This is a genomic window from Bacteroides galacturonicus (assembly GCF_003096855.1).
Lineage (GTDB): Bacteria > Bacillota > Clostridia > Lachnospirales > Lachnospiraceae > Lachnospira > Lachnospira rogosae.
This window is the reverse complement of sequence record NZ_QEOA01000003.1, coordinates 345,801-371,279: the sequence shown is the minus strand read 5'-3', so window position 1 is coordinate 371,279 and position 25,479 is coordinate 345,801. Positions and strand designations below refer to the sequence as shown.

At 32.9% G+C, this 25,479-nt stretch carries 20 protein-coding genes and 1 tRNA gene; 13 read left to right on the top strand and 8 right to left on the bottom strand.

The annotated features are described in order from the left end of the window. Window positions 1–626: 626 nt before the first annotated feature. Window positions 627–2,015: a hypothetical protein gene (locus C7390_RS04490; RefSeq protein ID WP_022502176.1), complete on the bottom strand. Its 1,389-nt coding sequence runs from the start codon at window positions 2,013–2,015 to the stop codon at window positions 627–629. 419 nt (window positions 2,016–2,434) lie between these two features. Here C7390_RS04490 and C7390_RS04485 point away from each other — a divergent pair, with 419 nt between their 5' ends. Beyond that, entirely contained in the window at window positions 2,435–3,349 is a 915-nt protein-coding gene (locus C7390_RS04485; RefSeq protein ID WP_022502175.1) for a tyrosine-type recombinase/integrase, read from the top strand. 185 nt (window positions 3,350–3,534) lie between these two features. Here C7390_RS04485 and C7390_RS04480 read toward each other — a convergent pair whose 3' ends face one another. From C7390_RS04480 to C7390_RS04470, 3 genes are all read right to left on the bottom strand, one after another. Then, window positions 3,535–4,320, bottom strand: coding sequence for a TIGR03915 family putative DNA repair protein (locus C7390_RS04480; protein ID WP_055175345.1), 786 nt, complete (start codon window positions 4,318–4,320; stop codon window positions 3,535–3,537). Between the two features lie 213 nt (window positions 4,321–4,533). Then, a complete protein-coding gene (locus C7390_RS04475; protein WP_318295556.1) occupies window positions 4,534–6,006 on the bottom strand; it encodes a putative DNA modification/repair radical SAM protein in 1,473 nt (490 codons plus the stop codon). Between the two features lie 134 nt (window positions 6,007–6,140). Next, a complete protein-coding gene (locus C7390_RS04470) occupies window positions 6,141–6,788 on the bottom strand; it encodes an HAD family hydrolase (RefSeq protein WP_116443679.1) in 648 nt (215 codons plus the stop codon). A gap of 344 nt (window positions 6,789–7,132) precedes the next feature. Between C7390_RS04470 and C7390_RS04465 the strand changes: the two genes are divergently transcribed. The 5 genes from C7390_RS04465 (at window position 7,133) to C7390_RS04445 (ending at window position 11,524) form a co-directional block, all read left to right on the top strand. Continuing rightward, window positions 7,133–7,204: transfer RNA gene (locus C7390_RS04465), tRNA-Gly, on the top strand. A gap of 364 nt (window positions 7,205–7,568) precedes the next feature. Then, window positions 7,569–9,044 carry a sodium-dependent transporter gene (locus C7390_RS04460; RefSeq protein WP_116443678.1) on the top strand — a complete coding sequence of 492 codons (1,476 nt, stop codon included), beginning with the start codon at window positions 7,569–7,571 and terminating at the stop codon, window positions 9,042–9,044. 65 nt (window positions 9,045–9,109) lie between these two features. Next, a complete protein-coding gene (locus C7390_RS04455; RefSeq protein WP_022502532.1) occupies window positions 9,110–9,685 on the top strand; it encodes a xanthine phosphoribosyltransferase in 576 nt (191 codons plus the stop codon). 11 nt (window positions 9,686–9,696) lie between these two features. Next, complete coding sequence (locus C7390_RS04450; RefSeq protein ID WP_022502531.1) at window positions 9,697–11,253, top strand: Na+/H+ antiporter NhaC family protein; 1,557 nt, start codon at window positions 9,697–9,699, stop codon at window positions 11,251–11,253. A gap of 88 nt (window positions 11,254–11,341) precedes the next feature. Further along, window positions 11,342–11,524, top strand: coding sequence for a hypothetical protein (locus C7390_RS04445; RefSeq protein ID WP_116443677.1), 183 nt, complete (start codon window positions 11,342–11,344; stop codon window positions 11,522–11,524). 100 nt (window positions 11,525–11,624) lie between these two features. Here the strand turns inward: C7390_RS04445 and C7390_RS04440 are convergent, their stop codons facing one another. Further along, window positions 11,625–12,617: a DMT family transporter gene (locus C7390_RS04440; RefSeq protein ID WP_116443676.1), complete on the bottom strand. Its 993-nt coding sequence runs from the start codon at window positions 12,615–12,617 to the stop codon at window positions 11,625–11,627. Window positions 12,618–12,800: 183 nt separating this feature from the next. Here C7390_RS04440 and C7390_RS04435 point away from each other — a divergent pair, with 183 nt between their 5' ends. The 5 genes from C7390_RS04435 to C7390_RS04415 all read left to right on the top strand — a co-directional run bounded on the left by C7390_RS04435 (window position 12,801) and on the right by C7390_RS04415 (window position 19,378). Further along, a complete protein-coding gene (locus C7390_RS04435; protein WP_022502528.1) occupies window positions 12,801–13,421 on the top strand; it encodes a flavodoxin family protein in 621 nt (206 codons plus the stop codon). A gap of 106 nt (window positions 13,422–13,527) precedes the next feature. Continuing rightward, complete coding sequence (locus C7390_RS04430; protein WP_116443675.1) at window positions 13,528–14,811, top strand: O-acetylhomoserine aminocarboxypropyltransferase/cysteine synthase family protein; 1,284 nt, start codon at window positions 13,528–13,530, stop codon at window positions 14,809–14,811. 187 nt (window positions 14,812–14,998) lie between these two features. Continuing rightward, on the top strand, window positions 14,999–17,188 hold the full coding sequence (locus C7390_RS04425; RefSeq protein WP_055306477.1) for a YhgE/Pip domain-containing protein: 2,190 nt from the start codon (window positions 14,999–15,001) through the stop codon (window positions 17,186–17,188). A gap of 26 nt (window positions 17,189–17,214) precedes the next feature. Then, complete coding sequence (locus tag C7390_RS04420) at window positions 17,215–17,601, top strand: hypothetical protein (protein WP_022502525.1); 387 nt, start codon at window positions 17,215–17,217, stop codon at window positions 17,599–17,601. 1 nt (window position 17,602) lies between these two features. Then, window positions 17,603–19,378 (top strand): YhgE/Pip domain-containing protein, encoded by a 1,776-nt coding sequence (locus C7390_RS04415; protein ID WP_055175365.1) that lies wholly within the window; start codon window positions 17,603–17,605, stop codon window positions 19,376–19,378. Window positions 19,379–19,654: 276 nt separating this feature from the next. On the opposite strand, the gene C7390_RS04410 is transcribed toward C7390_RS04415, so the two are convergent. Next, window positions 19,655–20,233 carry a tyrosine-type recombinase/integrase gene (locus C7390_RS04410; RefSeq protein WP_022502523.1) on the bottom strand — a complete coding sequence of 193 codons (579 nt, stop codon included), beginning with the start codon at window positions 20,231–20,233 and terminating at the stop codon, window positions 19,655–19,657. 115 nt (window positions 20,234–20,348) lie between these two features. On the opposite strand from C7390_RS04410, the gene C7390_RS04405 reads away from it, so the two are divergent. After that, the gene (locus tag C7390_RS04405; protein ID WP_055306476.1) at window positions 20,349–20,675 is read left to right on the top strand and encodes a carbon storage regulator; all 327 of its coding nucleotides are present in this window, start codon (window positions 20,349–20,351) and stop codon (window positions 20,673–20,675) included. A gap of 131 nt (window positions 20,676–20,806) precedes the next feature. Continuing rightward, a complete protein-coding gene (locus C7390_RS04400; protein ID WP_116443674.1) occupies window positions 20,807–22,333 on the top strand; it encodes a flagellin N-terminal helical domain-containing protein in 1,527 nt (508 codons plus the stop codon). Window positions 22,334–22,473: 140 nt separating this feature from the next. Here C7390_RS04400 and C7390_RS04395 read toward each other — a convergent pair whose 3' ends face one another. Continuing rightward, complete coding sequence (locus C7390_RS04395; protein ID WP_055306474.1) at window positions 22,474–23,598, bottom strand: RpnC/YadD family protein; 1,125 nt, start codon at window positions 23,596–23,598, stop codon at window positions 22,474–22,476. 660 nt (window positions 23,599–24,258) lie between these two features. Beyond that, window positions 24,259–25,338, bottom strand: coding sequence for a tyrosine-type recombinase/integrase (locus C7390_RS04390; RefSeq protein WP_116443673.1), 1,080 nt, complete (start codon window positions 25,336–25,338; stop codon window positions 24,259–24,261). Window positions 25,339–25,479: the final 141 nt, after the last annotated feature.

Sequence of the window (25,479 nt, the reverse complement as noted above, 5' to 3'; positions counted from 1 at the left end):
ATATTTTACTCCAAAAATATCTACTTTTTAAAAATTTACTCTAAAAATATCTACATTGAAAAATAAAAACTAAGTTTTTTACTCTAAAAATATCTACATAAATTTAACATATTATTTAAAAAATGCTGCTGGAAACAGTAAAATTGTAATAAAAAAATAACAAATGCCTATTTTAAGGGATATATAAAAGATTTATCTGATAAAAATAAAAAAAACACGACAAAACTTAAAGAAATACAGATAATTAAGTAAATAAAAAAAGTACAATAAAATTTTCTTAGTTATCAATTAATTATCTACACTTTAATTATGATGATAAAAATGTAGACATTTATAGTTTCTGATTTGATTAAAATAGAGTGGCAGGCAAGTAATTATTCTATCTATCCACTACACCATCTGGCATACGGTTTCAGACAAAGGCAGTTCTTTGCATTGCACATATTTTCAAAAGGAACTAGGAGAATGTATGCTATAAAATTTACGGAGCTTCTTATGTGAGCCTTACAGTGTACAAAAGGAACTTCATAGGGCTTACATAAGAGCGCTCTGTAAGGCTCACATAAAAAAGCCGTATGTAAAAACATACGGCAAATAATTATAATAAAAAATCCCTATTTCGTCTATTAATGAGCATTGTCTATCATCTTAGTTTTATCAAAATTCAAATCCTGAATTTCAGCTTCCGATAATGGAAGGAAGTTAATAATAAATACACCATTTTTTAATTCAAAGCTATCGATTACAATATTGTTATCTACAAATTCCTGTAAAGATTCCTGAATTAATTGTAAGTTCTTCTTTTTATTTTTTAATTTAAATCGAACAATCTTCTGGAAGTAAGTATAACTATACTCACTCATCAATGTTTCCTGATTAGCAATCTGTTCACATTTCATTGCATAGCATATAATTCTTGAAAGGTTATTATCAAGAACATCATAAGAAGCAGAAGTTATAGAGATTAACTTTTTCTTTATAATAGCGTTACTTAGTACCTCACCAAATTGAGCTATGGCATAAGGTCTTTCAGCATCTTCTTTGATGACAATATTATCGAATAAGTTGAAATAGATTTTACTGCCAGCTTCCTCATAATAGAAATTGTACTCTACAAGCTTTCTACAAGAATTAGAAATTTTCTTGAGCACATTTTTACCAACGTGATAATCGACAATTTCTTTACCAAGAGTATTAAGATCGACTACTACAGATTTCTCTTTAGAGAATTCCTGCATATTAATATTAGATATAAAAGCATTAACTAATTTCAGGTCATTAGAATCCATAGCCTTTGGTGGAGTAAGTTTGCCGCTGTTGACAGTCACTTCCAAAAGTTCACGGCCTTCTTCATCTCTGATAATTTCTTTTAGCAGATTATCAGATGCTGTTTCCATCATTAATGTAAAAGATGAAGGACTGAAAAGTGGTTTGTCAACTAAGTCAACAGGGAATAATCGAAGGTATGAGTCAATATTACCAGCAAGTTCACTTTCTATGTATTTCCAAGCACTAATAATCAAATCATTCTTTAAAGAATTATATATTGAGTTATAAGTAAAAGATGAAATACCTGGGAAATCAATTAAAAGAGTATTGGAATCATTTTTCCATTCTGTTGCAGCTCTTTTCTTATCTTCGATAATTTCCTGTAAATCTTTATCTCCAAACATTTTAGTATAATCTTCAACAGGAAGAGTCTTTGCCATAGCAACAACAGTAGCTAAAGGGTGTTTGGCATCGTCAATGCTGATTGTATCAATATCATTAATGTATGATTTGTACCAACGTGATCTTTTTTGTAAACGTGATTTCTTTACCTTATTAATTATAGGTACTAAATCTTCACGGCTGGTCTTTCCATCAAGATATTCCATAAGAGTTTCATCAATTAACTCAGCTACATTTTCAGCAGAGAAGTTTAACAAATTTCTTTTCTTATTGAAATAATCAATAATAACTGGATCAATGTGATTAGCTAATTCTTCAATAAATCGGCGAGAGTATTGTTCCATAATATATCTCCTTATATAACAACAAATATAATTTTCATTTTATTCTATATATTAATTGGCAGATAGTGGAAGAGTAGAATATGGATAGATGATTATAATATAGTCTGTCCAGTGTGTTATTGCTCTTTATGTAAATAGCATAATCTTCGATTAATTATATCTAACAATTTATATAGTAATTGTACTCACAATTATAAAAAATATAAACACAAAAATCAAATAGTAGGTTCACACCAGGAAGCTTTTCTTAATTACTTTGGTTGTTGTTGTGTTTATTTTGATGTAGTGTGGTGGTGTGAGTTTTGGTTAACATATAGACATATGTCGTCATATATTGTATTATATATTATGTAAAAAATCAATAGCACACAGATAAGATTATTTTGTTGTGTTGAAAAGATATAAGAGGTATTTATGTTATGATTTCTGATACATTTAAGAATACTATTTGGATATATTACGAAACTAATTTAAAAGCTCGTACACGAAAAGAATATTGGAATGTTGTAAAGAATTTTGATAAAGTAGTTGGCCACGACCCATTAGAGTTAAGTCATACTGATGCTGTAACTTATTATGAACATATATTAAATAAGATAAGCAAAAATCAATTAAAATACTCTACCGGTGTAATGAGATTATCCGTAATAAGATCTGTATGTAATTTTATTGAATTTAATATGAGTAATCACGGAAAGGAATATACTAATTATTTCAAGGAAATTTCTATTCCAGAGGAAGATAAGTTATTAACAGACAATGATATACCGACACTTAATGAAATAAATAATATTATGGAAACAATACAACAAAATAATGATGAGAAAGCATTTTTAATATTATCCCTTGCCGTCAAATGTGCATTGACTAACACTGAAATATGCAGCCTTAATAAAGAATATATTGCAATTAATTCCAATGACGAAATGTATATTAATTATCCTCCAAAAGGCAATAATCGTATATCAAGAATAATTAAAGTTCCGGATGATGTTGCTGTATTATTAGATAGATATATATGTAATAATAATATAATAGAAGGTGCAATATTTATTAATAAAAGAAAAACACGAATTAAATTAAGGGACACAGAAAGACTTCTTGAAAAATATTGTAAACTTAATATAGAAAAAGGCATGTTAAATAACAAATTCACAATGCAGACCCTTCGTCACGCCGCAATATGTTATATGTTATCGGGTGGAGCTTCAAAAGATCTGGTTGCAAGCTACGCTGGAATAACAACCAAATGGATTACAAGATATGATAAAATAATTAACTCTGATACATACAAACAGGCTGTTGACTATAGTATCATAAGTATCAACGCATAAATATACTAATGAATTGAATTAAACATCAAGCCATTAGTATTATTATATAATATATATTATAATTGATAGTACTAGGAAAAAGATAGTACTTTTCAATTATCTGCTATGTGTTATAATAACAATCGAAAGAGCTTGATATGAGCTCAATACAATTCCCCAATATCCCGCTGGATGGTAATTAGTTATTAATTATTGTTTGGTGGGATCCCCTTTTTTATAGGTAATTCTGGCAGATACTTCCTATATTTTAATGGAAGCATATTTATCTGACATTTATAATTGACACGTTCTTTTATTGCTATAGTATTATAAAATCTTATCCATAAATTCTGAATATCATTTTCATTATCTGAAAAATCATCAAGCTGTTTTAATAATTCATTATTATAATCATTATAAAAAAATGCTGTATTATTATTCATATGTATATACGCAATATTTCTCCTGACATCATATATCAAAAAATTCTCGCAATGCAGTCTGTCATTAAAATGATCAATAATCATATATATAATATTATTATCAGGTTCTATTCTGGCTGTAAGAAAACCATTAGCATTTTCATTAAATCGAAGTATCTCTATATAAAAGTGTGCTTCATTAGCTGCCTTTTTATATATTTTATTAAACTGGAATATGTATTCATCATTAATGTTATGCAATACTGAAGTTCCATATTTAAACATTCTCTGCAAACAATGATAAATTACTGAGGCCTTATTATCTGCGATTGACTGTGCAACAGTAAATATCATCTCATATATATCATTAGACAGCTTTAGCTTTATTGTATTGGCAACTTTATCTGATAAGGTTAAATCTGTCCTGATATTTATATAGTTCTCAAATAATGAATAGTTAGAAACAACATCTGCACATCTTACATCAGTATGGCTTGTTCCTGCCTCCCAGGCTTTATATATTGCTGAAAATATCCCCTCTATAGAATTATCACATAAATAAACATCCATAATACTATGCACTTAACTAATCAGCTGGTAGTAATACTGGCTGATCATATCCTTTCTTCTTACTAATCTTTATTCTATCTCTATGTTCCATATAAATATTTCAAATTACAAATTCTTATATAATTATCCTGATAAATATATTATATTATTCTAATATGCATCTTTATATTGTTCTAATATTTATTATTCACAATTATAATAAAAACATTCGTATCATTCTGATATTACATTGCAGTCAAATAAAGAAAGCTGTTTATAGCAGTCTTTATGTTCTATGTCATATATTTTCTTCTTGTCATTATCAATAAGAGCATTAGTAATATAATCCTGATCTATTCGTATGTTATACATCATTCTGCCATTACAGGTTATAAAATAAACAGCCCTTTTTAATACAACTCCGGCTTTCTTTAAAGAAGTAAAATCTAATATAGACATTCGTCTTGCATTAATAATACGTCTTGCTGATTTCACACCTATTCCCGGAACTTTTAATAACAGGGCATAAGGTGCTGTATTAATCTCTACCGGGAATATATCAAGGTGACGTATTGCCCAGTCACATTTAGGGTCTAAAAATGCGTTAAAATTAGGATTGTCTTCACTAAGAAGATCATATGACTTAAATCCATAAAATCTCATAAGCCAGTCCGCCTGATATAACCTATGTTCCCTAAGCAAAGGCACACCCTTGCCATCTTCCTGAAGTGGAAGCGACTCATCCATATTGACATTAACAAACGCTGAATAAAACACTCTCTTTAAATCGTATTTGTCATATAAATTCTGTGCTATCGTAACAAGCTGGTAATCCGTCTCTTTGGTAGCACCAATAATCATCTGTGAACTCTGTCCTGCTGGAACATATCTTTTATATCTATGTCCCGCCGATAGCTCAGTATTACCAGTATTCAATCTATTATTAATGTTTAATCTGTTATTGGCAGCCAATCCATCATTAAACATAGTGTCTAACATCTCATTACTTGTATCATCAGAAAATGTATTATACATATTATAAACATCTGACAAATAATTGTTCGTATGCTTCATACCAACCTCATATCTATTCATATGTATGTTATTCTTAATCATATTCATAGGATGCAAAATACTTTCTCTTGATTTAGATGGAGCAAGTTCTTTAAGTGCTGCATTAGTTGGAAGCTCAAGATTAATGCTCATACGGTCAACAAACCAACCAGCGAACTTAATGATATCATCCGATGCTCCAGGAATTGCCTTCATATGAATATATCCGCCAAAATTATATTTCTTTCTTAGAAGAATAACCGTTTCTAACATTCTCTTCATTGTTTCATCAGGACTGATAATTATACCTGAACTTAAAAACAATCCTTCTATATAATTACGTCTGTAGAACTGCATAGTAAGCTCACATATCTCCTCAGGCGAAAATGTAGCCCTCACAACATCATTAGACGAACGGTTAATGCAGTAGCGGCAGTTATATATACATTCATTCGTAAGAAGTATTTTTAAAAGAGAAATACACCTGCCATCTGCACTAAAGCTGTGGCATATTCCACACGCTTTAGAATTGCCTATGCCTTTACCATTGTTACCACGTTCAACGCCACTTGACGAACACGATACATCATACTTTGCAGCATCAGATAAAATCGTCAGCTTATCCATAATACTTAGGTCTTCTTTAATAACCACAACTCCCACCTTCTTTCGATAATAATAAAAAAGATACATGCAGAACATATTTTCCAAACATTCGTTCTGTATGTATCTTATCATATTATAATATATTTCGCAATTGAAATTTTAATATATTTTATTCAATCTGACTATAAAAGTTCTGCCTTTAAAACTTGTATATTATCTGCTATTTTATCAGCTCCTGCCTTAATTAACACTCCTTTATCCCTAAAGCCCCACGATACAGCTATGCAGTCAACCCCTGCATTTCGTGCTGTTAGCACATCTACATCTGAATCTCCAATATAAGCTATATCTTCTAATGCAATGTCTGCTATTGCAGCACATTCTAACAAGGCATCCGGAGCGGGCTTTTTTGCTATGCCCTCTCTTGCACCAAATGTAATATCAAGAAGATTATCAAAATATATATCACATAATTTAGTCACAGCACTTTGTGCTTTATTAGACAACACTGCAAGCTTAATCCCTGACTGCTTTAATTCTTTAAGCATATCAATAATTCCATCATATGCCTTTGTCTTGTCATTACAATGTTCCTGATAATACTTCTTAAAACATTCAAACACATTATCTATAACCGGCAAATCGGTTCCATTAGGAACACTTCTTTCTATTAAAAGACGAATTCCATTACCAACATAATTCCTTACTTCTTCTATAGTTCTTTGAGGCATACCAAACTGTGCAAGAGAGTAGTTCACCGCATCTGCCAGATCCTCCAATGTATTAAGCAATGTTCCGTCTAAATCAAATACAGCCATTTTATATTTCATATACTTCACACTTTCCTTATATTAATAATAACTGACTGGATAACAGATAATAAAAAATTCTTAAAGCAGATATATTATTTATAAGAATTAATTCAACATTAACATATTGCATACAGATTAATTACAATCAGCTGTTTCCATATCAGATATTTAATAATATAATCAAGACTAAAAAAATGCAATATGAAAATAAAATTTTAAATTTCCACATTTATCTATATTTTCCTTCAAATATTTTCAAAAAATTTAAAAATATTAAAATAAAAGGGTTGACATATTACATATTAACGTGTATTATATCACTTGTGTTCACGAGAAATAAATCGAAACACACAATACAATATGCGCGAGTGGCTCAGTGGTGGAGCACCTCCTTGCCAAGGAGGGGGTCGCGGGTTCGATCCCCGTCTCGCGCTCTGTAAGACAACAAAAAGGACTTCCGAATGGGAAGTCCTTTTTTGTCATCCGGGAAGTGCGGGGCACTTCTCGAAACCCAACTGCTTCACAGTTTGGCTTCGATTTCTCGGAACGCTAAAGCACCCCTCGGTCGTGTCAGCACAGAGGTCCACCGGACCTCTTGACACCCGTCTCGCATAACACACGGGGTGACTATTATTTATTTCTGTATTAGCAACATTTTTGACTGGTTTATGAATTTTGTTCGTGACTATTTTTTATTTATATTATATAATGAATTCTATATGGGTTGTGTATTATTAGTTAATAGCAGATAACCTGATTTCATTGATTTATTATAATAGAAAAGGAACTTATTAATTTATGAAAGAAAGAGAACAATTTGGTTCAAGAATAGGATTTATTCTTGTATCAGCAGGCTGTGCTATCGGCCTTGGTAATGTATGGAAGTTTCCATACATATGTGGAATGTACGGAGGGGCAGCTTTTATAGTTATGTACCTTATATTTTTAGCACTTCTTGGACTCCCTATCCTTATATGCGAATTCTCAGTTGGTCGAGCAAGCCGCAAAGGTATGGGAAAAGCATTTGATGTACTTGAACAGAAAGGCACGAAATGGCATCGTCTTAAATGGATGAGCATAATTGGATCGTATCTTCTTATGATGTTCTATACTATGGTTGGAGGCTGGATGATTTATTATGCATTTCTTGAATTATCTGGTAAGCTTTCTGGTCTTAATAGTTCAGAAATCACAGCTACATTTAATGGTCTGTTATCACAGCCTGAAATAATGTTTATATTTACATTTATCGCCATTATTTTATCATTTGGCGTATGTGCACTTGGACTTGAAAATGGTGTTGAACGAATTACAAAAGTTATGATGTCGCTTCTTTTGGGACTTATAGTAATCCTTGCAGTTCATTCATTTGTTCTTCCTAATGCTTCTGTTGGTATTAAGTTCTATCTTGTACCTAATTTAAGCTTAGTTAAGCAGACAGGTATTGGGGAAGCCATATTTGCTGCTATGACACACGCATTTTTCACTTTAAGTATAGGTATCGGTGCCATGGAGATTTTCGGTAGTTACCTTGATAAGAAGCGTTCACTTACAGGTGAGGCGGTAAGCATTGTAATTCTAGATACATTTGTTGCTTTAATGGCTGGATTTATAATTATCCCTGCCTGCTTTGCATATGGAGTAAACCCTGACAGTGGTCCTTCATTATTATTTATAACTCTTCCTAATGTATTTAATAATATGACTGGTGGAAGAATATGGGGCTTTATGTTCTTTTTATTTATGTCATTTGCAGCTTTATCTACAATTATTGCTGTATTTGAAGAAATCGTAGCTATGTGGATGGATATAACAGAATGTAAGCGAACCAAAGCCGTAGGTATTAATATTATAGCTATTACTGTATTATCAATTCCTGCAATTCTTGGATATAACCTGCTTTCAGGTATACAGCCTATAGGTGCAGGTACAACAATTATGGATCTGGAAGATTTCCTTGTATCCTACAACCTTCTTCCTTTAGGAAGCCTTGTTATAGTTCTTTTCTGTACAAGAAAAAACGGATGGGGATTTGATAGCTTTGTTAAAGAGGCTAATACTGGAGAAGGAATAAAGCTTCCATTATGGGTCAGAAAATATATGGCATATATCTTACCTTTGATAATTACAATTGTTTATATTAAAGGCTACTATGATACTTTTTGCAAACAGCCTTTAGGCATATTCATCGGCTGGATGTGTTTTTCTGTGTTACTTGTTGTTATAATATATCTTATAGCACTACTTACAGGACGCAAATCAAAACAACAGTAGAACATACAACAACTTAATTTCAATTTGATATTGGATATTACTTATAAAAAAAACGGAGGTCTATTATGAAATTATTAGAAGATCGTATAAGAAAAGATGGAATTATAAGAGAAGGAAATGTACTTAAGGTTGACAGCTTCATTAACCACCAGATGGATATTAAACTTTTCGAGGAAATGGCTAAGGAATGGAAAAGACTATTTGCTGATAAGAAGATTAATAAAATCCTTACAATTGAGGCAAGTGGTATCGGTATTGCCGCTATCGTTGCAAGAGAATTTGATGTACCTGTTGTATTTGCCAAGAAGTCTAAAAGTATTAACCTTGATGATAATAACTTCAGCACTAAAATCCAGTCATTTACACATAGTAAAATATACGATGTGATTGTTTCAAAAAAGTTCTTATCTCCAGAGGATCATATTCTTATTATTGATGATTTCCTTGCAAATGGATGTGCATTACTTGGTCTTACTAACCTTGTTGAAAGTGCAGGTGCAACCGTTGAAGGTATCGGTATTGCGATTGAAAAGGGTTTCCAGCAGGGTGGAAAGATTATAAGGGAAAAAGGTTATCAGCTTGAATCACTTGCAATCGTTGAAAGTATGAATGCCGCTGATAACACAATTACATTCAGATAGGAGATACATTAATGAACGAACTTACAGAATACATTCCGGTATTATATGCTACTTTCTGGTCATTAGTACCACCTCTGGTAGCCATTATACTTGCTCTTATTACTAAGGAAGTATATAGTTCACTTTTTATAGGTATTGTAATTGGCGGACTATTCTATGGCGGATTGTTTACTGCACATTTTAGCTTTGAAACTTCTGTTACACATATATTTAATGATGGACTTGTAGGTGTGTTATCTGATCCTGCTAACATTGGAATACTTATATTTCTTGTAATTCTTGGAATAATGGTATGTATGATGAACAGAGCAGGAGGTTCAAGTGCATTTGGCGAATGGGCTTCCAAAAGAATAAAGACAAGAACGGGTGCTCAGTTAGTATCTATTCTTCTTGGTGCACTTATATTTATTGACGACTATTTTAACTGTCTTACAGTTGGAAGTGTTATGCGCCCTGTAACTGACAGCCACCAGATTTCAAGAGCAAAGCTTGCTTATATTATAGATGCAACAGCAGCACCTATATGTATAATAGCACCTATTTCATCATGGGCTGCCGCTGTAACAGGCTTTGTTGAAAGTGAGGACGGATTTTCTGTATTTATGAAATCTATTCCTTATAATTATTATGCATTGCTTACAATATTCGCATTACTTATGTTTGTAATATTGAAAGTGGATTTTGGTCCTATGAAGCTTCACGAAGATAATGCTGCTAAGGGTGACTTGTATACAACACCTGACAGACCATATGCTAATGCTAATCCTGATGTAATAAAAGGCAACGGCAAGGTTATTGACCTTGTATTTCCTATTGTTTCATTAATTATATGCTGTGTTATAGGTATGATATATACAGGCGGTTTCTTTAGCGGAACGCCATTTATAGAAGCATTTTCTGATTGCGATGCTCCTGTAGGGCTTATGCTTGGAAGCTTCTTTGCAATGGTAATTACTGTATTCTTCTATGCTGTGAGAAAAGTTCTTCCATTTAAAGAATCATTTGCCTGCATACCAGAAGGTTTTAAAGCTATGGTTCCAGCAATTCTTATCCTTACTTTTGCATGGACACTCAAGAGTATGACAGACAGCTTAGGTGCTAAAGAATATGTAGCAGGTCTTGTAAATGGTGCTTCTGGAAGTCTGCTTAATTTCCTTCCAGCAATTATATTCCTTGTCGCGATATTCCTTGCATTTGCAACCGGAACAAGCTGGGGTACATTCGGTATTCTTATACCTATTGTCGTTAATACATTTTCTGGAACTGATAATACTATGATGATTATATCTATATCTGCTTGTATGGCAGGTGCTGTATGCGGCGACCACTGTTCACCTATATCAGATACAACTATTATGGCATCGGCTGGTGCACAGTGTAACCATATGAACCATGTATCGACACAGCTTCCTTATGTAGTTGTTGTTGCCGCAGTATCATTTATAACATATATAATTGCTGGTTTCATACACAATCCTGTAGTTCCTTTAATTATAGGTATTGTGCTTATGACTCTTACAATTATTCTTATCAAATATATTGTAAATCAAAAACAATCTAATTCATAACAATATACGTTAGTGCCGGATTTACTTTTGGCACTAACTTTACTTTATAATTGATCAAATTAAAGCTATTAATACATTAGGAGTGCATATGAGTGAAACTAAAGTAATAATAATAATAGTGCTTTTATTTATAATTGCAGTACTTCCATTTCCAACCGGACTGCTCATTTATAAATTTAAATCAGAAAAACTTAAAAAACAGTATTCAGATGAAGCTAAAAAAGCAGACGAATCAGAAAAATCAGAAGACAGCAATAAATCTGTCAAATAAACGTAATGATAATAATCATTTAACAAATAATTAGCTCCCTTCTAAAAAGGTAAGTTAAATACTTAAAACTTGCTATTTAGGAGAGAGCATCTCAATAATTTTATTCTATGACCTGTTGTTTACTATCGTCAACGTTATGAGCAAATTGTGGTATCTGTGCAATAATGACCGCTGTGAATACTAATATACAGCCAGTAAGTTCCCTTGTGCTTAAATGTTCACCTAATAAAATCCAGCCTGCAAGTGCAGCAAATACCGACTCAAGGCTCAATACAATGGCAGTCACTGATGGCTTGGCATATTTCTGCCCAATAATCTGAAGAGTGTAAGCAATTCCACTTGACATAACACCTGCATATAATATTGGTATTATTGCTTTCATAATGCTGTTAATATCTGCTTTATCAAATATAAGCATTAATATTCCTGACAATATTCCACTTGTTAAGAATTGTATACAGGATAATTTAACACCATCTGCTTTATCACATTTATCTACAGTAAACATATGTATTGTAAATGCAACAGCACACATTAACTCTAATATATCCGCAACATATATTTCGTTAATTCCACCCGCAATACACAAAAGATACATTCCCGCAATACACACAAATGCAGCTATTATGGTAAGCTTATGAAGCTTTTGTCCCATAAATACTGAAACAATCGCAATCATAACAACATAAGTCGCTGTAAGAAATCCAGCTCTCCCTGATACAGCAACTCCATCAGGATATGTATTAATCCCTATCTGCTGCAAATTCATCGCTATGCAAAGTAGAATTCCGCATATAACACCTTCTTTTACAGGCCATTTATTCGCATTAGTTAAATAATCTTTCTTATTAATAATGTAGTTCTTCTTATATATATTGTAATTATTCTCACTTGGATTATCATATCTATCAGAATATTTTCTCATATCTAATATTGCAATAACAATAAATAAAAATAATGCCCCGATAATATTCCTACAGGCATTAAATGTAAACGCTCCAATATTATCACCAGCACTTGTCTGTGCAACAAATGCTGTACCCCATATAAATGCGGCAAGCAATAATATAAAAGTTCCTTTTAAATTCTTCATAAATCAATAACGCTCCCTTTAAACAATAATCAATGTTTCCATAATAATTAATAATTTTCACACCATATAATAGTATATTAATCAAATATATTATGCAAGGTATTGAGAATTTTTCTTTTTAAGCTTAAAATATATACACTTGTTTAAACAAATAAAAGATATTAAATCAGGAGGCATATGATAATGAAAGTATTAATGTTAAACGGTAGTTCACATATCAATGGAACTACATTTACAGCACTTAATGAGATTGGAAAAGCTCTTAATAATGAAGGAATTGACTATGAAATATTCCAGATTGGTGCAGATGCAGTAAGAGATTGTATTGGCTGTAACCAATGTACACCTGATGGTTGTGCATATACTAAGGACAATGTTAATGAATTCATTGCCAAGGCAAAAGAAGCTGATGCGTTTGTATTTGGAACACCTGTATATTATGCCCACCCAAGTGGAAGAATTCTCTCTTTCTTAGACAGAGTATTTTATTCAAGTTCTAAGACCTTTGCTTTTAAACCAGCCGCAAGCGTAGCTGTTGCAAGACGTGGTGGAACAGTTGCTTCATTTGACGTATTAAATAAATATTATGGAATATCACAGATGCCAGTAGTAAGCTCTACATACTGGAATAACGTCTATGGCCGCAATGAGAACGAAGCCGTTATGGATTTAGAAGGCTTACAGACAATGCGCAACGTAGCTCATAATATGGCTTGGATGTTAAAGTGTATTGAAGCTGGTAAAAATGCAGGTGTCGCACTCCCGGCTACTGAAAGAGAGGCTAAGACTAACTTCATAAAGTAATAATTATTGCATTTTACCCTATAATCCTGTAGAATTATAGGGTAATTTATTTATAACATAACATTAGTAATATTTAATTATTCTATAATTTACACTGGAGGTCATTATGAAAGATTATTCTATTAATACTAAGTGTGTTCAGGCTGGTTATACACCATCGAATGGTGAGCCTCGTCAAATTCCTATTATCCAATCTACAACTTTTAAATATGATACAAGCGAAGATATGGGTAAGCTATTTGACCTGGAAGCATCAGGATATTTCTATACAAGACTACAGAATCCTACCAATGATCACGTTGCTGCCAAAATAGCAGCTCTTGAAGGTGGAACAGCCGCAATGCTTACATCATCTGGACAGGCTGCTAACTTCTTTGCTCTTTTTAATATATGTGAATGTGGCAGTCATATCGTTGCATCATCATCAATATATGGTGGAACTTTCAATCTTATTTCAGTTACTTTCAAGAAAATGGGAATAGACGTTACATTTGTTTCACCTGACGCATCAGAAGAAGAACTTAATGCAGCATTTAAACACAATACCAGAGCTATGTTTGGTGAGACAATTGCCAATCCAGCTCTTACAGTTCTTGATATAGAGAAATTTGCAAAGGCTGCACACGCACATAATGTCCCTCTTATTGTAGATAATACATTTCCAACCCCTATTAATTGCAGACCAATCGAATGGTGTGCTGATATTGTCACTCACTCAACAACTAAATATATGGATGGTCATGGAGCTGCTGTCGGAGGTGCAATAGTTGATTCTGGTAATTTTGACTGGATGGCACATGCAGATATGTATCCAGGACTATGCACACCAGATGAAAGTTACCATGGAATTACTTACGCAGAAAAATTCGGAAAAGAGGGTGCATTTATCACAAAGTGTACATCACAGCTTATGAGAGATTTAGGATGTATACAATCCCCACAAAATGCCTTTATCCTTAATCTTGGACTTGAATCTCTTCATGTAAGAATGCCACGCCACGTTGAAAATGGACAGGCAGTAGCTGAATTTCTTGAAAATCATCCTAAAGTTGAATATGTCAGCTATCCTGGTCTTAAAAGTAATAAATATTATGAAACAGCCAAAAAATATATGCCTAATGGTGGCTGTGGTGTAGTATCTTTTGAAATCAAAGGTGGAAAAGAAGCAGCCGAAAAGTTCTTAAAGAACCTTAAGCTTGCTGCAATAGAAACACACGTTGCTGATGCAAGAACATGCTGTCTTAATCCTGCAACATCCACACACAGACAGCTTAATGATGAACAATTAAAAGAAGCTGGTGTTCCAGCAGGACTTATAAGAATTTCCTGCGGACTTGAAGATAAAAAAGACTTGATTGCTGATATATCTGCAGCACTTGATACAATTTAAATAAATATTCATTATCAGCTTTAGCATATTAAGCTTACAAAGGCTCCGGACATTACTATAACAATAATGTCCAGAGCCTTTATTAATTTTATGAGATTTTTATATGATTTTTAAAATTATGAAGCTTGTATGTCCTAATATCTAGTGATATAATTAACTGTCAAATTATAGTAAATGGAGATTGAATATGAGTACAATTCTGCGTATTTTTATAAAAGATTTGCGTGGCATATGCCGCAATATATTTGCACTTATTATTGCCATAGGATTATGTATTATTCCATCATTATATGCGTGGTTTAATATTTATTCTAACTGGGATCCCTATGCTAATACTGCTTCAATTAAGATTGCTGTATACTCTGAGGATACTGGTTTTGATATGGATGGCGAATATCAGAATATGGGTAATAGTATTATTGATAACCTCAAAGAAAATGACAAACTCGGCTGGACATTTACAAAAGATATGGAAAGCACAATTGACGGAGTTAAAAGCGGCAAGTACTACGCCGCAATAGTAATCGGCGATAATTTCAGCCGTTCAATGATTAATTTCCTTAATGATAATATGGAAACTCCTTCTGTTACATATTATGAGAATGCCAAGAAGAACGCTATTGCCAGCAAGATTACACAATCTGGAAAGTCTACTTTACAGGAAACTATTAATGAAACATTTATTGAAACAGTTGTAGTTACAATTCTTAATTCAACTGATGCTGCTTCTCTTACAAAGACCAATGTATTATCTGACATATCAGATAAATTAACGGATATAAGCAATAACTTATCTGAATACAACGCTTCAATCAGTATGTTTAATGCAAGTAATGACAACCTTTCAGATACTCTTAAAAAGACAGATGCACTTGTATCTGATATGCAGAGTAATATGTCAGAAGAGAATATTGAGGCTTCAAAGAATACAGCTAACAATGCAATTGATGCTTATACTGCCAATATCAGTGCATCTCTTACCAGATTAACTGATATTAACACTAAGCTCACCGGCAAAATTGAAACATTACGCGGAAAGATTGCAGACTATAAGAATAATCACACACTTGTTACCAAGCTTGATATTATCAAACAGCTTGGCGAACTTAACAGTTTAATGAATGAAGTTATTAATGCTAATAATGAGTTTAATAACAGCCTTAAACCAATACTTGAACATTTCAAAGATATTGATAATGATAACGGCGGTAATAACCAGTTCTTATATGACAGTCTTATAAGTTCACTTGACCTTATGCCTGCACTTCTTAAGACAGCCGCACAGAATATGACAACATTTACACAGTGGTATACAGACTCTAAGGCTGACCCTGCTAACATATTTACATATATGGATGATGCACTTGTACAGTGTGAGAACTCTATTAATTCACTTAATAGCATACTTACATCAAGTATTAACGATTCAGTTGGCAAATCTGGTGAATTATTTAAGACTTCCATCAACTCTATCTACGACTCACTTGTATCTGCTTCAGACAGCCTTTCTGCCATAAGTACTATTATTAATGGCGTAGACAGTACACTTTCTAGTGTTAATTTCACATTAGATACTATGGGGGAACTTATCGGCAATGTACAGAATACTTTAGATAAAGCCAATACAGAGCTTGCTGCATTAAAAGACGATGGAAAGTATGAGCTTATGCAGAAGCTTCTTGACAAGGATTCATCTGAATACGGCGAATTCTTCTCATCACCTGTTAAGGTTACAACTGAAAATGTATACGAAGCTGTTAATTACGGAACAGCAGTAGCACCTTTCTATACAACTCTTGCTTTATGGGTTGGAGGTCTTCTCCTTACAGCACTTATCAAGACATCTCCTGATGACAGGGAAGAATTTAAAAATGCTACATTAACACAGAAATATTTCGGACGATATTTAATATTCTGGCTTATGGGACAGATTCAGGCAGTTATAACAGTTCTTGGTGATATATATTTACTTAAAATATACTGTGTGCACCCAGGAATATTTATGCTTACCGCATCAATTGTAAGCTTTGCATTTACATTGCTTATATATACACTTACACTTTCGTTTGGTGATGTCGGTAAAGCTTTAGCCGTTGTTCTCGTAGTTATTCAGATTGCTGGTTCAAGTGGTACATACCCTATTGAACTGTTACCATCATTCTTTAGAAATGTATATATATATTTCCCATTCCCTTATGCTATCAATGCCATAAGAGAATGTGTAAGTGGTTTCTACAGATATGATTACTTCATACTTATGGGACAGCTTATGCTATTTGTTATAGGTACTTTATTCCTTGGTCTTTTCCTAAGAAAGCCATTTATGAAGCTCAATCATTATATGCATCACCGTATGCACGATACTAAACTTATGTAGATTAATTGATGAATGAGGAGGAGTTTATGTCTGATATTAAAGATGAAATATCTGTAAATATAGATACTGCTGCGAAATCAGTAGATATGATTAAAGACTATTACTATAGAGAACACAAACGTAACAAAGACAGAATTAAATACGGAATAATAGCAATGTTAGTAATTCCCATTATATTCCTTACCCTTTTATTTGTTGTAAACAGCTCTAAAGTTATATTTCTTGTAATGTGGATTGCTTCTTTATTTATTATAAGCGGCTATCTTATTGCCATTGAATATAAAGATTATAATATGACCGAAAATCTTAAAGATATTGTTGGTAATGAGTATGATGACTCACTTATTGATACAGCGAAAGCCATATCAGATATTACTAAGAATTATATCAAGAATGGAGGTTCAGAAGAATAATATGAAAAATATATTTCGAGTATTTGCTAACGACTGGAAAAGAATTGGGCGAAATGTTGTAGCTTTAGTCGTTGTAATGGGACTCTCTGTTCTTCCATCATTATATGCCTGGTTTAACATTTTATCCAACTGGGACCCTTATGGTTCTGACTCAACATCTAACATAAAGGTCGCTGTAGCATATGATGATACCGGAATTGATATTTCAGGTATGAATGTAAATATAAGCACCAATATTATAGAAGCACTTAAGACCAATGACACTATCGGCTGGGTATTTACTGATACGTCAGAAGAAGCCATTGAGGGTGTATGGGCAGGAGATTACTATGCAGCATTGATAATGCCTGAAGATTTCTCTCGTGATATGGTAAGCTTCTTAGCTGATAATATGACACATCCGGAGATTATCTATTATACTAACCAGAAGAAAAATGCCATTGCCCCTAAGATAACAGACAAAGCCAAGACAGCAGTACAACAACAGGTTAATGCTACATTTATAAGCTCACTTACAGAAGCTATAATGAAATCTGCCGATATTGCTGATAATATAGGTGCAATTAAAGACTCTGATGGTAATAATATTAATAAGGAAAATGTAAGCGGCAACTCAATATTAGATATATTAATAGCCAAATTACAGGTTGTTAATACACAGGTGTCTACATTTGACAGCGTGCTTACTGCCGTTTCCAATATAATAAGCACAGCACAGTCAACATCTGATACTGCAGCAGCTATATCGCCAGATTTATCAGTGAAATTTGACAGTGAAAAAGCAATTCTTAATGAATTGAATAATACTATAGGAAAGAGTAATCTTATAGACTCAACAATATTTGCTAATATTGCCAATGATATTAATACAATTCAGGGATATATGAATTCTGTCTCTGAAATATATGATGATATGGGATACAATGTTGCAGATTTTGATAATTCAATAAGCCAGATGGGCAGTTCTATTGCTAATACATTAGAGCTTGTACATAACCTTGAGAGCCAGTTATCAGACTCAATAACCAAGCTTGTTGATTTTAAGAGCAGTGGTACATATTCATTATTACAGACTGCCGTCGCATTTAATACAGAAGAACTTGCATCTTTCATATCTGCTCCTGTTACTATCGGAACAGTTGACTTGTATCCAATTGAGAATTATGGCTCAGCTATGTCACCATTCTACTCAGTATTATCAATATGGGTTGGTGCATTAATATTAGTTGCCATTATCCATGTAAAGGTTCATCCTTTTGGCGGATACAATATTACCTCTGTTCAGGCTTTCTTTGGAAGATATTTAACATTTTTCCTTATAGGACAGGCACAGGCATTACTTATAACACTTGGTGATTTATTCTTTATTGGAATACAATGCCTTCACCCATTTAAGTTCTGGTTAGCGGCATCATTTACTTCATTCGTATTTACAATGATTACATATTCACTTACAGTTGCCTTTGAAAATGTCGGTGAAGCCGTTGCTGTAGTTATTATGGTTATTCAGGTTGCCGGTGCTGGTGGTACATTCCCAATACAATGTCTTCCAACTGTATATCAGGCAATATACAAATACCTCCCATTCACCTATGCTATGGACGCCCTCAGAGAATGTGTCGGTGGAACATATAGCTGGTATTACTGGAAATGTATTATTGCATTATTGATATATGTAGGTATATGCTTATTTATCGGACTTGTCGTTGCCATACCTTGCAGAAAACTTAATGCTACAGTTAACAAGAGCAAGGAGAAATCGGGAGTAATGATATAAAATAATATAATATTAAATACAGAAATAGAAAAACTAATTTCGTATAATAAATATGAATTAGTTTTTCTATTTTTATTGATTTCAGCTTTAATTAATGACTAATTAACTTATTGCTGTCATATAATATGTCTTATAATAAACAAAATGCAACATTTTATATTAAAATGTTGCATTAAAATTTATAATTCTATTCTTATTTACATTCTATATATCGTCACCAATTTAAAATACTTTACCCTGTTTACTAATTTAATTTAATATAAATTATCATTAATATTATAGATTAATATTCAAAAATACAGAGTCTTTATCATCCTGCTTAATTCCTAAATATCTCCTTGTTATTTCATAAGAAGAGTGATTGTATATATCCATTAATATTGCTGGTGGTGTACCACATTTCCAGGCATAATACCCAAAAGTCTTTCTCATAGAATGACAGCTTATCCCGCTTTCCATATGAAGTTCATTAGCTGCTTTCTTAATAATTCTAAAAGCCTGTGAACGGCTCAGTGGCTTACCTTTTTTCTGCCCATTAAATATATAATCACATTTTTTTATATTATATAAGCTATCCATATACATACCAAGTCCCTGCTTTATATTGTCATTAATTGCAATTCTGGTCTCTTTATTAGTCTTTTTTTCTATTATTATTATATGTTTAAGAAAATGTTCATTTTTAAAATCATACACATCTTCCCATCTTAACTGCAAAACATCACTAATTCTCAACGCAGAATTCAACCCAATACATATCAATGCATAGTTTCTGACATTCGGTCTATTGTTCAAATAAAATTCCTTAAACAAATTTAATTCATCATTACTTCTTATAGGTTGTGCTGTACTCAATAATCAATACCTCCAATATATAAATGCAACATTTTAATATAAAATGTTGCATCAACAAGGAAGTAAATGTGAATAGTCCAATCCTCTGCGACTATTCATAGACAAGGAGGTTAATGTGTTAAAACTAACAATCAAACCCGGCGAGTACATCAACATTGGTGATGACGTAAGGGTTATCTATTCGGGAGGCTCAGAAGGGAACATTCATCTTTTAATAGATGCCCCAAGGGAACTCAACATTGTAAGAAGCAAGGTTCTTGCAAGAAATACTGCCAATTCGGACAAGAAGGAGTCCCGCTATATATCTCCATATTATGCGGAACGCGGACTTTCTCCGGAAACACTTTCCAAAATCCGCAGGCTTATAAGAGAAGATAAGAAGATGAATAAGCAGGTTGTAGATAGGAAAGGGGACATCAGTCAGGATAATATACAGGGTTAGCATGGTAACACTGTTTATTATATATGCGTATTAACTGTTAAGGCTGATGCCAGCAGTTCTAATACATTCCCGGTAAGGGAGATGGGAACGGATTCCCGAACAAATATTATATTTACACGGAGGTACACACTATGGTAGTACAACACAATATGTCAGCTATGAATGCTAACAGAATGTTAAGCGGAGTTTCATCTGCACAGTCAAAATCAACAGAGAAGTTATCATCAGGTTACAGAATTAACCGTGCAGCAGATGATGCAGCAGGACTTTCTATCTCAGAGAAGATGAGAGGACAGATCAGAGGTCTTAATCAGGCTTCAACTAATGCTCAGGATGGTATCTCACTTATCCAGACAGCTGAAGGTGCTTTAAATGAATCACATTCAATCTTACAGAGAATGAGAGAGCTTTCAGTACAGGCTTCAAATGGTACAGAGACAGATGACGATAGAGAAGCAGTTCAGAACGAAATTGAACAGCTTCAGAGCGAATTGACAAGAATCTCTGAAACAACAGAGTTCAATACTATGAAGTTACTTGATGGTTCACGTTCAGGTAGTGCTGTTAGTGCTTCAGTAAGCAAGAGTGCTGCTAGTGCACTTACTAAAGTGGATGCTACAACACAGGTTAATACAGCAGCTGATGCTTTTGCTGCATTAGCAAGCGGAAAGGACTCTACACTTGCAGTTACAGTAATAGATAAGAATGGTAATTCATCTACAGTTAAAGTAACAATTACAGGAGATACTAAGACAGCAGATAATGCGGATGGTGCCGAAAATACAGCACAGGCATTTGCAGATGCTTTAAAGGAATCAAGCCTTGGTGATTCATATGATTTTAGTACAGATGGAAATGGTAAACTGAAATTTACAGCAAAGGAAGCAGGAAAGACAGCTAATTCTATTCTTTTATCACAGGATAATGCAGCAGCAGTTAAGACAGATGAATCAACAATCGGCGTAGATGCTTATTCACAGATTACAAAGGAAATAGGCTCATATACAGGTACTGGTAATATTGAAGATAAGATATTTACAGTTAATGGTGAAAAGTTCGCATATGTAGATGATCCAGCAAGCTTAGGTGACGATTATAAAGATGTTAACTATGTAAAGGTTGCTGCGGCTGGTAAAGTAGAAGAGGCAGATGTAGCTGCTATGGCAGCTTTAATTAAAGCTAAGACAGGTATTGATGCTGAGCCAGATAATGGAGCAAAAACTACAATTAATTTAAAGGCTGGTACAGCTAATACTGGTAAGGGAATTGAACTTCAGATTGGTGCTAATGAAGGTCAGACAATGAGCTTTACACTTGATGATATGAGTGCTGATGCACTTGGTGTAGGTGGAAAGAGCGTTGACTTAAGTACTCAGGATTCAGCTAAGACAGCTACAACAGCTATTGATGCAGCTATCAAGAAGGTATCTGCTTCAAGAGGTAAGATGGGTGCTGTTCAGAACAGACTTGAGCATACAATCAATAACCTTGATACAGCTTCTGAGAACCTTCAGACAGCTGAGTCACGTATCCGTGATACAGATATGGCAGAAGAGATGGTTAACTACAGCAAGAACAACATCTTAGCTCAGGCTGGACAGTCTATGCTTGCACAGGCTAATCAGTCTAATCAGGGTGTTCTTACACTTCTTCAGTAATCAGTTAGAATATTACTACTAGATTATTAAGTAACTGATATAACAATAAATAATCAAAACAGCTAAGTCAGATTATTAAAAAATTATATAAAAACAACCCCACACTATATTCCATGCACATATTGTGGGGTTGTTTTTCATTAATAATTCTTTATAGCATTGATAGCTTCATCTCTGGATAGCTGGTAATCTTCAACAAGTTTATTTATCGTATCTTCATCTGATAGGTTCATATCTTTACATAATTTAATAAACACTTTTATTCCGTTAGAACGCTCCTTTTCTTCTCCTTTAATTATGCCTAGTTTTTCACCCTCAGCAATACCTAACTGGCGTCCTTCCTCCTTAACTATTTCAAGATGTCCTTCCTCGTCATATTCATAAATACTCACAGTAATCACTTCCTCCCTGTGATTTCTAAAAAATTCCGACAATACATTCTCAGCAATACACTCATCAACCGCTTCTATAACAGCAGTACGGATATCAATCTTCTCAATATCAGTCTTAACTCGAACTTTATTAACAAATGTCATATAGTCCTTAAGTGTTTCACATTTAGAAAGAAATTCAGAGCTGTATGTCCGTGAATTGATGGTATTACCTGCATTGATATTCTTATTGGATTTATCAAAATCATATGATTGATTAATACCATTAATAATATCATTCTTCTCGTTATCCAATGATTTTTTATTAATAATAGCTCCAGTATTAATGTTAATAACTCTTACAATAAGTTCCAACTCCGGACAATCCATTTTCTTCTCATACATATCCGATAATCGAAGAGTACTTTCCACTTCAAGCGGCTGTTTACCATTATAAAAAGTAACAAAATGTGGTACTGGAATTTTAAGCATTGTACTTCTGTGCAAATCACTATTGTTATACATCTGCCTATATACATCAGATAAATAGTGCAGAAATCGCAACGGCATATTCGGATTGCGGCTGGATTGCTGTTCAAACATATACAAATCCTGCCCAAACACAAATGAAGCATCATTCTTATATTTCATATACACACCACCCTTAAGAGTAGTAACAGTTAAATCATCTACATTAGTATAATTAGTGTCATTCAACCCATTATAAAGGTCCAGAAGATTATTCTTATCCCTGTACAAAAGACAGAATACATTATCCTTATATTGTCTTATTGTTGTTGGCTGATGTCCAGAAATAGCTGCATTTACGACATTTTTATTATTGAATTCAGAAAATGTCGTCTGTTTAGTATTGTCATTATCTATTGTTCTCATATATTCTCCAATCATATGTATAATATTTGACTGCATAATTAACAAATAAACAATTAAACATATGACTATGTCATATAAAAATTTCATATAAAATTATAATCATACACATTGTGCAAAAAATATAATTAATTATCCTATTAATATACATTCAATTTATACATTACTAAATTGAAGAACTATATGTATATATTATCATCAGGGAATTGTTATGACAAGTGTGTTAAACCGTTAGATATTGTTAATTATGCTATAAGATAAAAGCTATAGCAGAAGAGTATTATAACAAAATATTATGAACCCCAATTCATAAGTTAAATTGCAATTAAATTATTATTGTTATAATAAATTATTACGCGTAAATATATATTATATATATCACATAATAAATATAAATGCAAGCATTATTATACTATAAATATAAATAAAGAATTATAAATTAACATAATCAAATAGAACACAATATAAACAGACATACAAACAGCAATATCAATATAGACAAAACTATCAATATAAACAAAACATTTTCTATAACACAAATATTTTCTATAACACAAATAAAAATAATATACGCTTCCAAAATACAAAATCATATAAATATATAAGCTTAAAAAATACATAAATATAAAATATATTTTAGAAACATATATTAAATACACATAACTATTCCCCAGCCCCTTCATCGACCTGATAGAGTGGGATAGTAGCAGCAATTCTTCTATGTTCTTCTTCCATAGCCGCATAATGCTTCGCAGTTGTGTTAATATCTTTATGCCCAAGTACATCACTTACAAGTCTTATGTCGCCTGTGTCTTTATAAAGTGCTGTACCATATGTGCTTCGCATTTTATGTGGAGAGATTTTTTTATCAGGTGTTGCATTTTTTGCATATTTTTTTACCATACGTTCAATTGCACTTACACTCATACGGCTTTTTTTCATTGAGATAAATACTGCCTGTTCCTCTGACTCTGGATTACCAAGAAGCAACGGACGTTCATTATCAATATAGTCTTTTAATGCATTTTCTGTAATCTCATTGAAATACAGATGTGCATCAGAACCACCCTTTCTTACAATATTGATTGTTCTGTAATTAAAATTAATATCATCAATATCAAGACCTGCACATTCAGATACTCGTATTCCTGTGTTAAGAAGCAATGTGATAAGAGCTGTATCCCTGAGTTGTGTCTTCTGACACTTCTGTATCTGAAGCTTATTGCCTTTAATATTCGTATTGGACACAACATTTAAGAGGTCATTAACTTCTTCATCATTAAGCCTGATTATGTCTTTCTGAGGCATTTTAATTCGCTTGGCAGCCCCGACTGTTGGATTATTCTTCATATACTGATGTGTGCAGGCAAATTCAAAAAATCCCCTTAAAGCCGCCATTCTGCGGGCTATTCCTTTATCCTGATTTTGATGTGTGCTTCCATCATCATTATTAAACCTTAAATATCTCTGATACTCATTAATGTCTTCAAATGTAAGATTTTCAAGAAAATCTATTGTAATATCCTTAATTGCAGTATTCTTTAACATAGTATTTTTCTCTGTAAGAAATCTGAAAAATGTCTGTAAATCATACGCATACGCAATTACCGTATTAACCTGTGATGACAACTCCTTATCATCAAGATAAGAAGTCACATATGGCGGCAGTTTAGCCTCAAGTATACGAAGCTTTGTAAGCTGTTTTTTATTCTTTTCTTTATAATAATCTGAATCAATTCCCATACTTTATATTTCCTTAGCTTTGTGGTCATAATTAATTTATTCAACATAATACATTTAATATAGTATAACGCCGATAAAGCAGGATTTATCGGCGTTATGTTATCATATCTTTATACTACCACTTTTTCTGCAGCTTAGCAA

Coding starts and splice junctions, on each gene's coding strand:
- C7390_RS04430 (WP_116443675.1), top strand. CDS start 13,528: ATGAAAGATTATTCTATTAATACTAAGTGTGTTCAGGCTGGTTATACA.
- C7390_RS04395 (WP_055306474.1), bottom strand. CDS start 23,598: ATGAGAACAATAGATAATGACAATACTAAACAGACGACATTTTCTGAA.
- C7390_RS04435 (WP_022502528.1), top strand. CDS start 12,801: ATGAAAGTATTAATGTTAAACGGTAGTTCACATATCAATGGAACTACA.
- C7390_RS04400 (WP_116443674.1), top strand. CDS start 20,807: ATGGTAGTACAACACAATATGTCAGCTATGAATGCTAACAGAATGTTA.
- C7390_RS04390 (WP_116443673.1), bottom strand. CDS start 25,338: ATGGGAATTGATTCAGATTATTATAAAGAAAAGAATAAAAAACAGCTT.
- C7390_RS04480 (WP_055175345.1), bottom strand. CDS start 4,320: ATGGATGTTTATTTATGTGATAATTCTATAGAGGGGATATTTTCAGCA.
- C7390_RS04470 (WP_116443679.1), bottom strand. CDS start 6,788: ATGAAATATAAAATGGCTGTATTTGATTTAGACGGAACATTGCTTAAT.
- C7390_RS04425 (WP_055306477.1), top strand. CDS start 14,999: ATGAGTACAATTCTGCGTATTTTTATAAAAGATTTGCGTGGCATATGC.
- C7390_RS04490 (WP_022502176.1), bottom strand. CDS start 2,015: ATGGAACAATACTCTCGCCGATTTATTGAAGAATTAGCTAATCACATT.
- C7390_RS04420 (WP_022502525.1), top strand. CDS start 17,215: ATGTCTGATATTAAAGATGAAATATCTGTAAATATAGATACTGCTGCG.
- C7390_RS04445 (WP_116443677.1), top strand. CDS start 11,342: ATGAGTGAAACTAAAGTAATAATAATAATAGTGCTTTTATTTATAATT.
- C7390_RS04415 (WP_055175365.1), top strand. CDS start 17,603: ATGAAAAATATATTTCGAGTATTTGCTAACGACTGGAAAAGAATTGGG.
- C7390_RS04455 (WP_022502532.1), top strand. CDS start 9,110: ATGAAATTATTAGAAGATCGTATAAGAAAAGATGGAATTATAAGAGAA.
- C7390_RS04485 (WP_022502175.1), top strand. CDS start 2,435: ATGATTTCTGATACATTTAAGAATACTATTTGGATATATTACGAAACT.
- C7390_RS04440 (WP_116443676.1), bottom strand. CDS start 12,617: ATGAAGAATTTAAAAGGAACTTTTATATTATTGCTTGCCGCATTTATA.
- C7390_RS04450 (WP_022502531.1), top strand. CDS start 9,697: ATGAACGAACTTACAGAATACATTCCGGTATTATATGCTACTTTCTGG.
- C7390_RS04460 (WP_116443678.1), top strand. CDS start 7,569: ATGAAAGAAAGAGAACAATTTGGTTCAAGAATAGGATTTATTCTTGTA.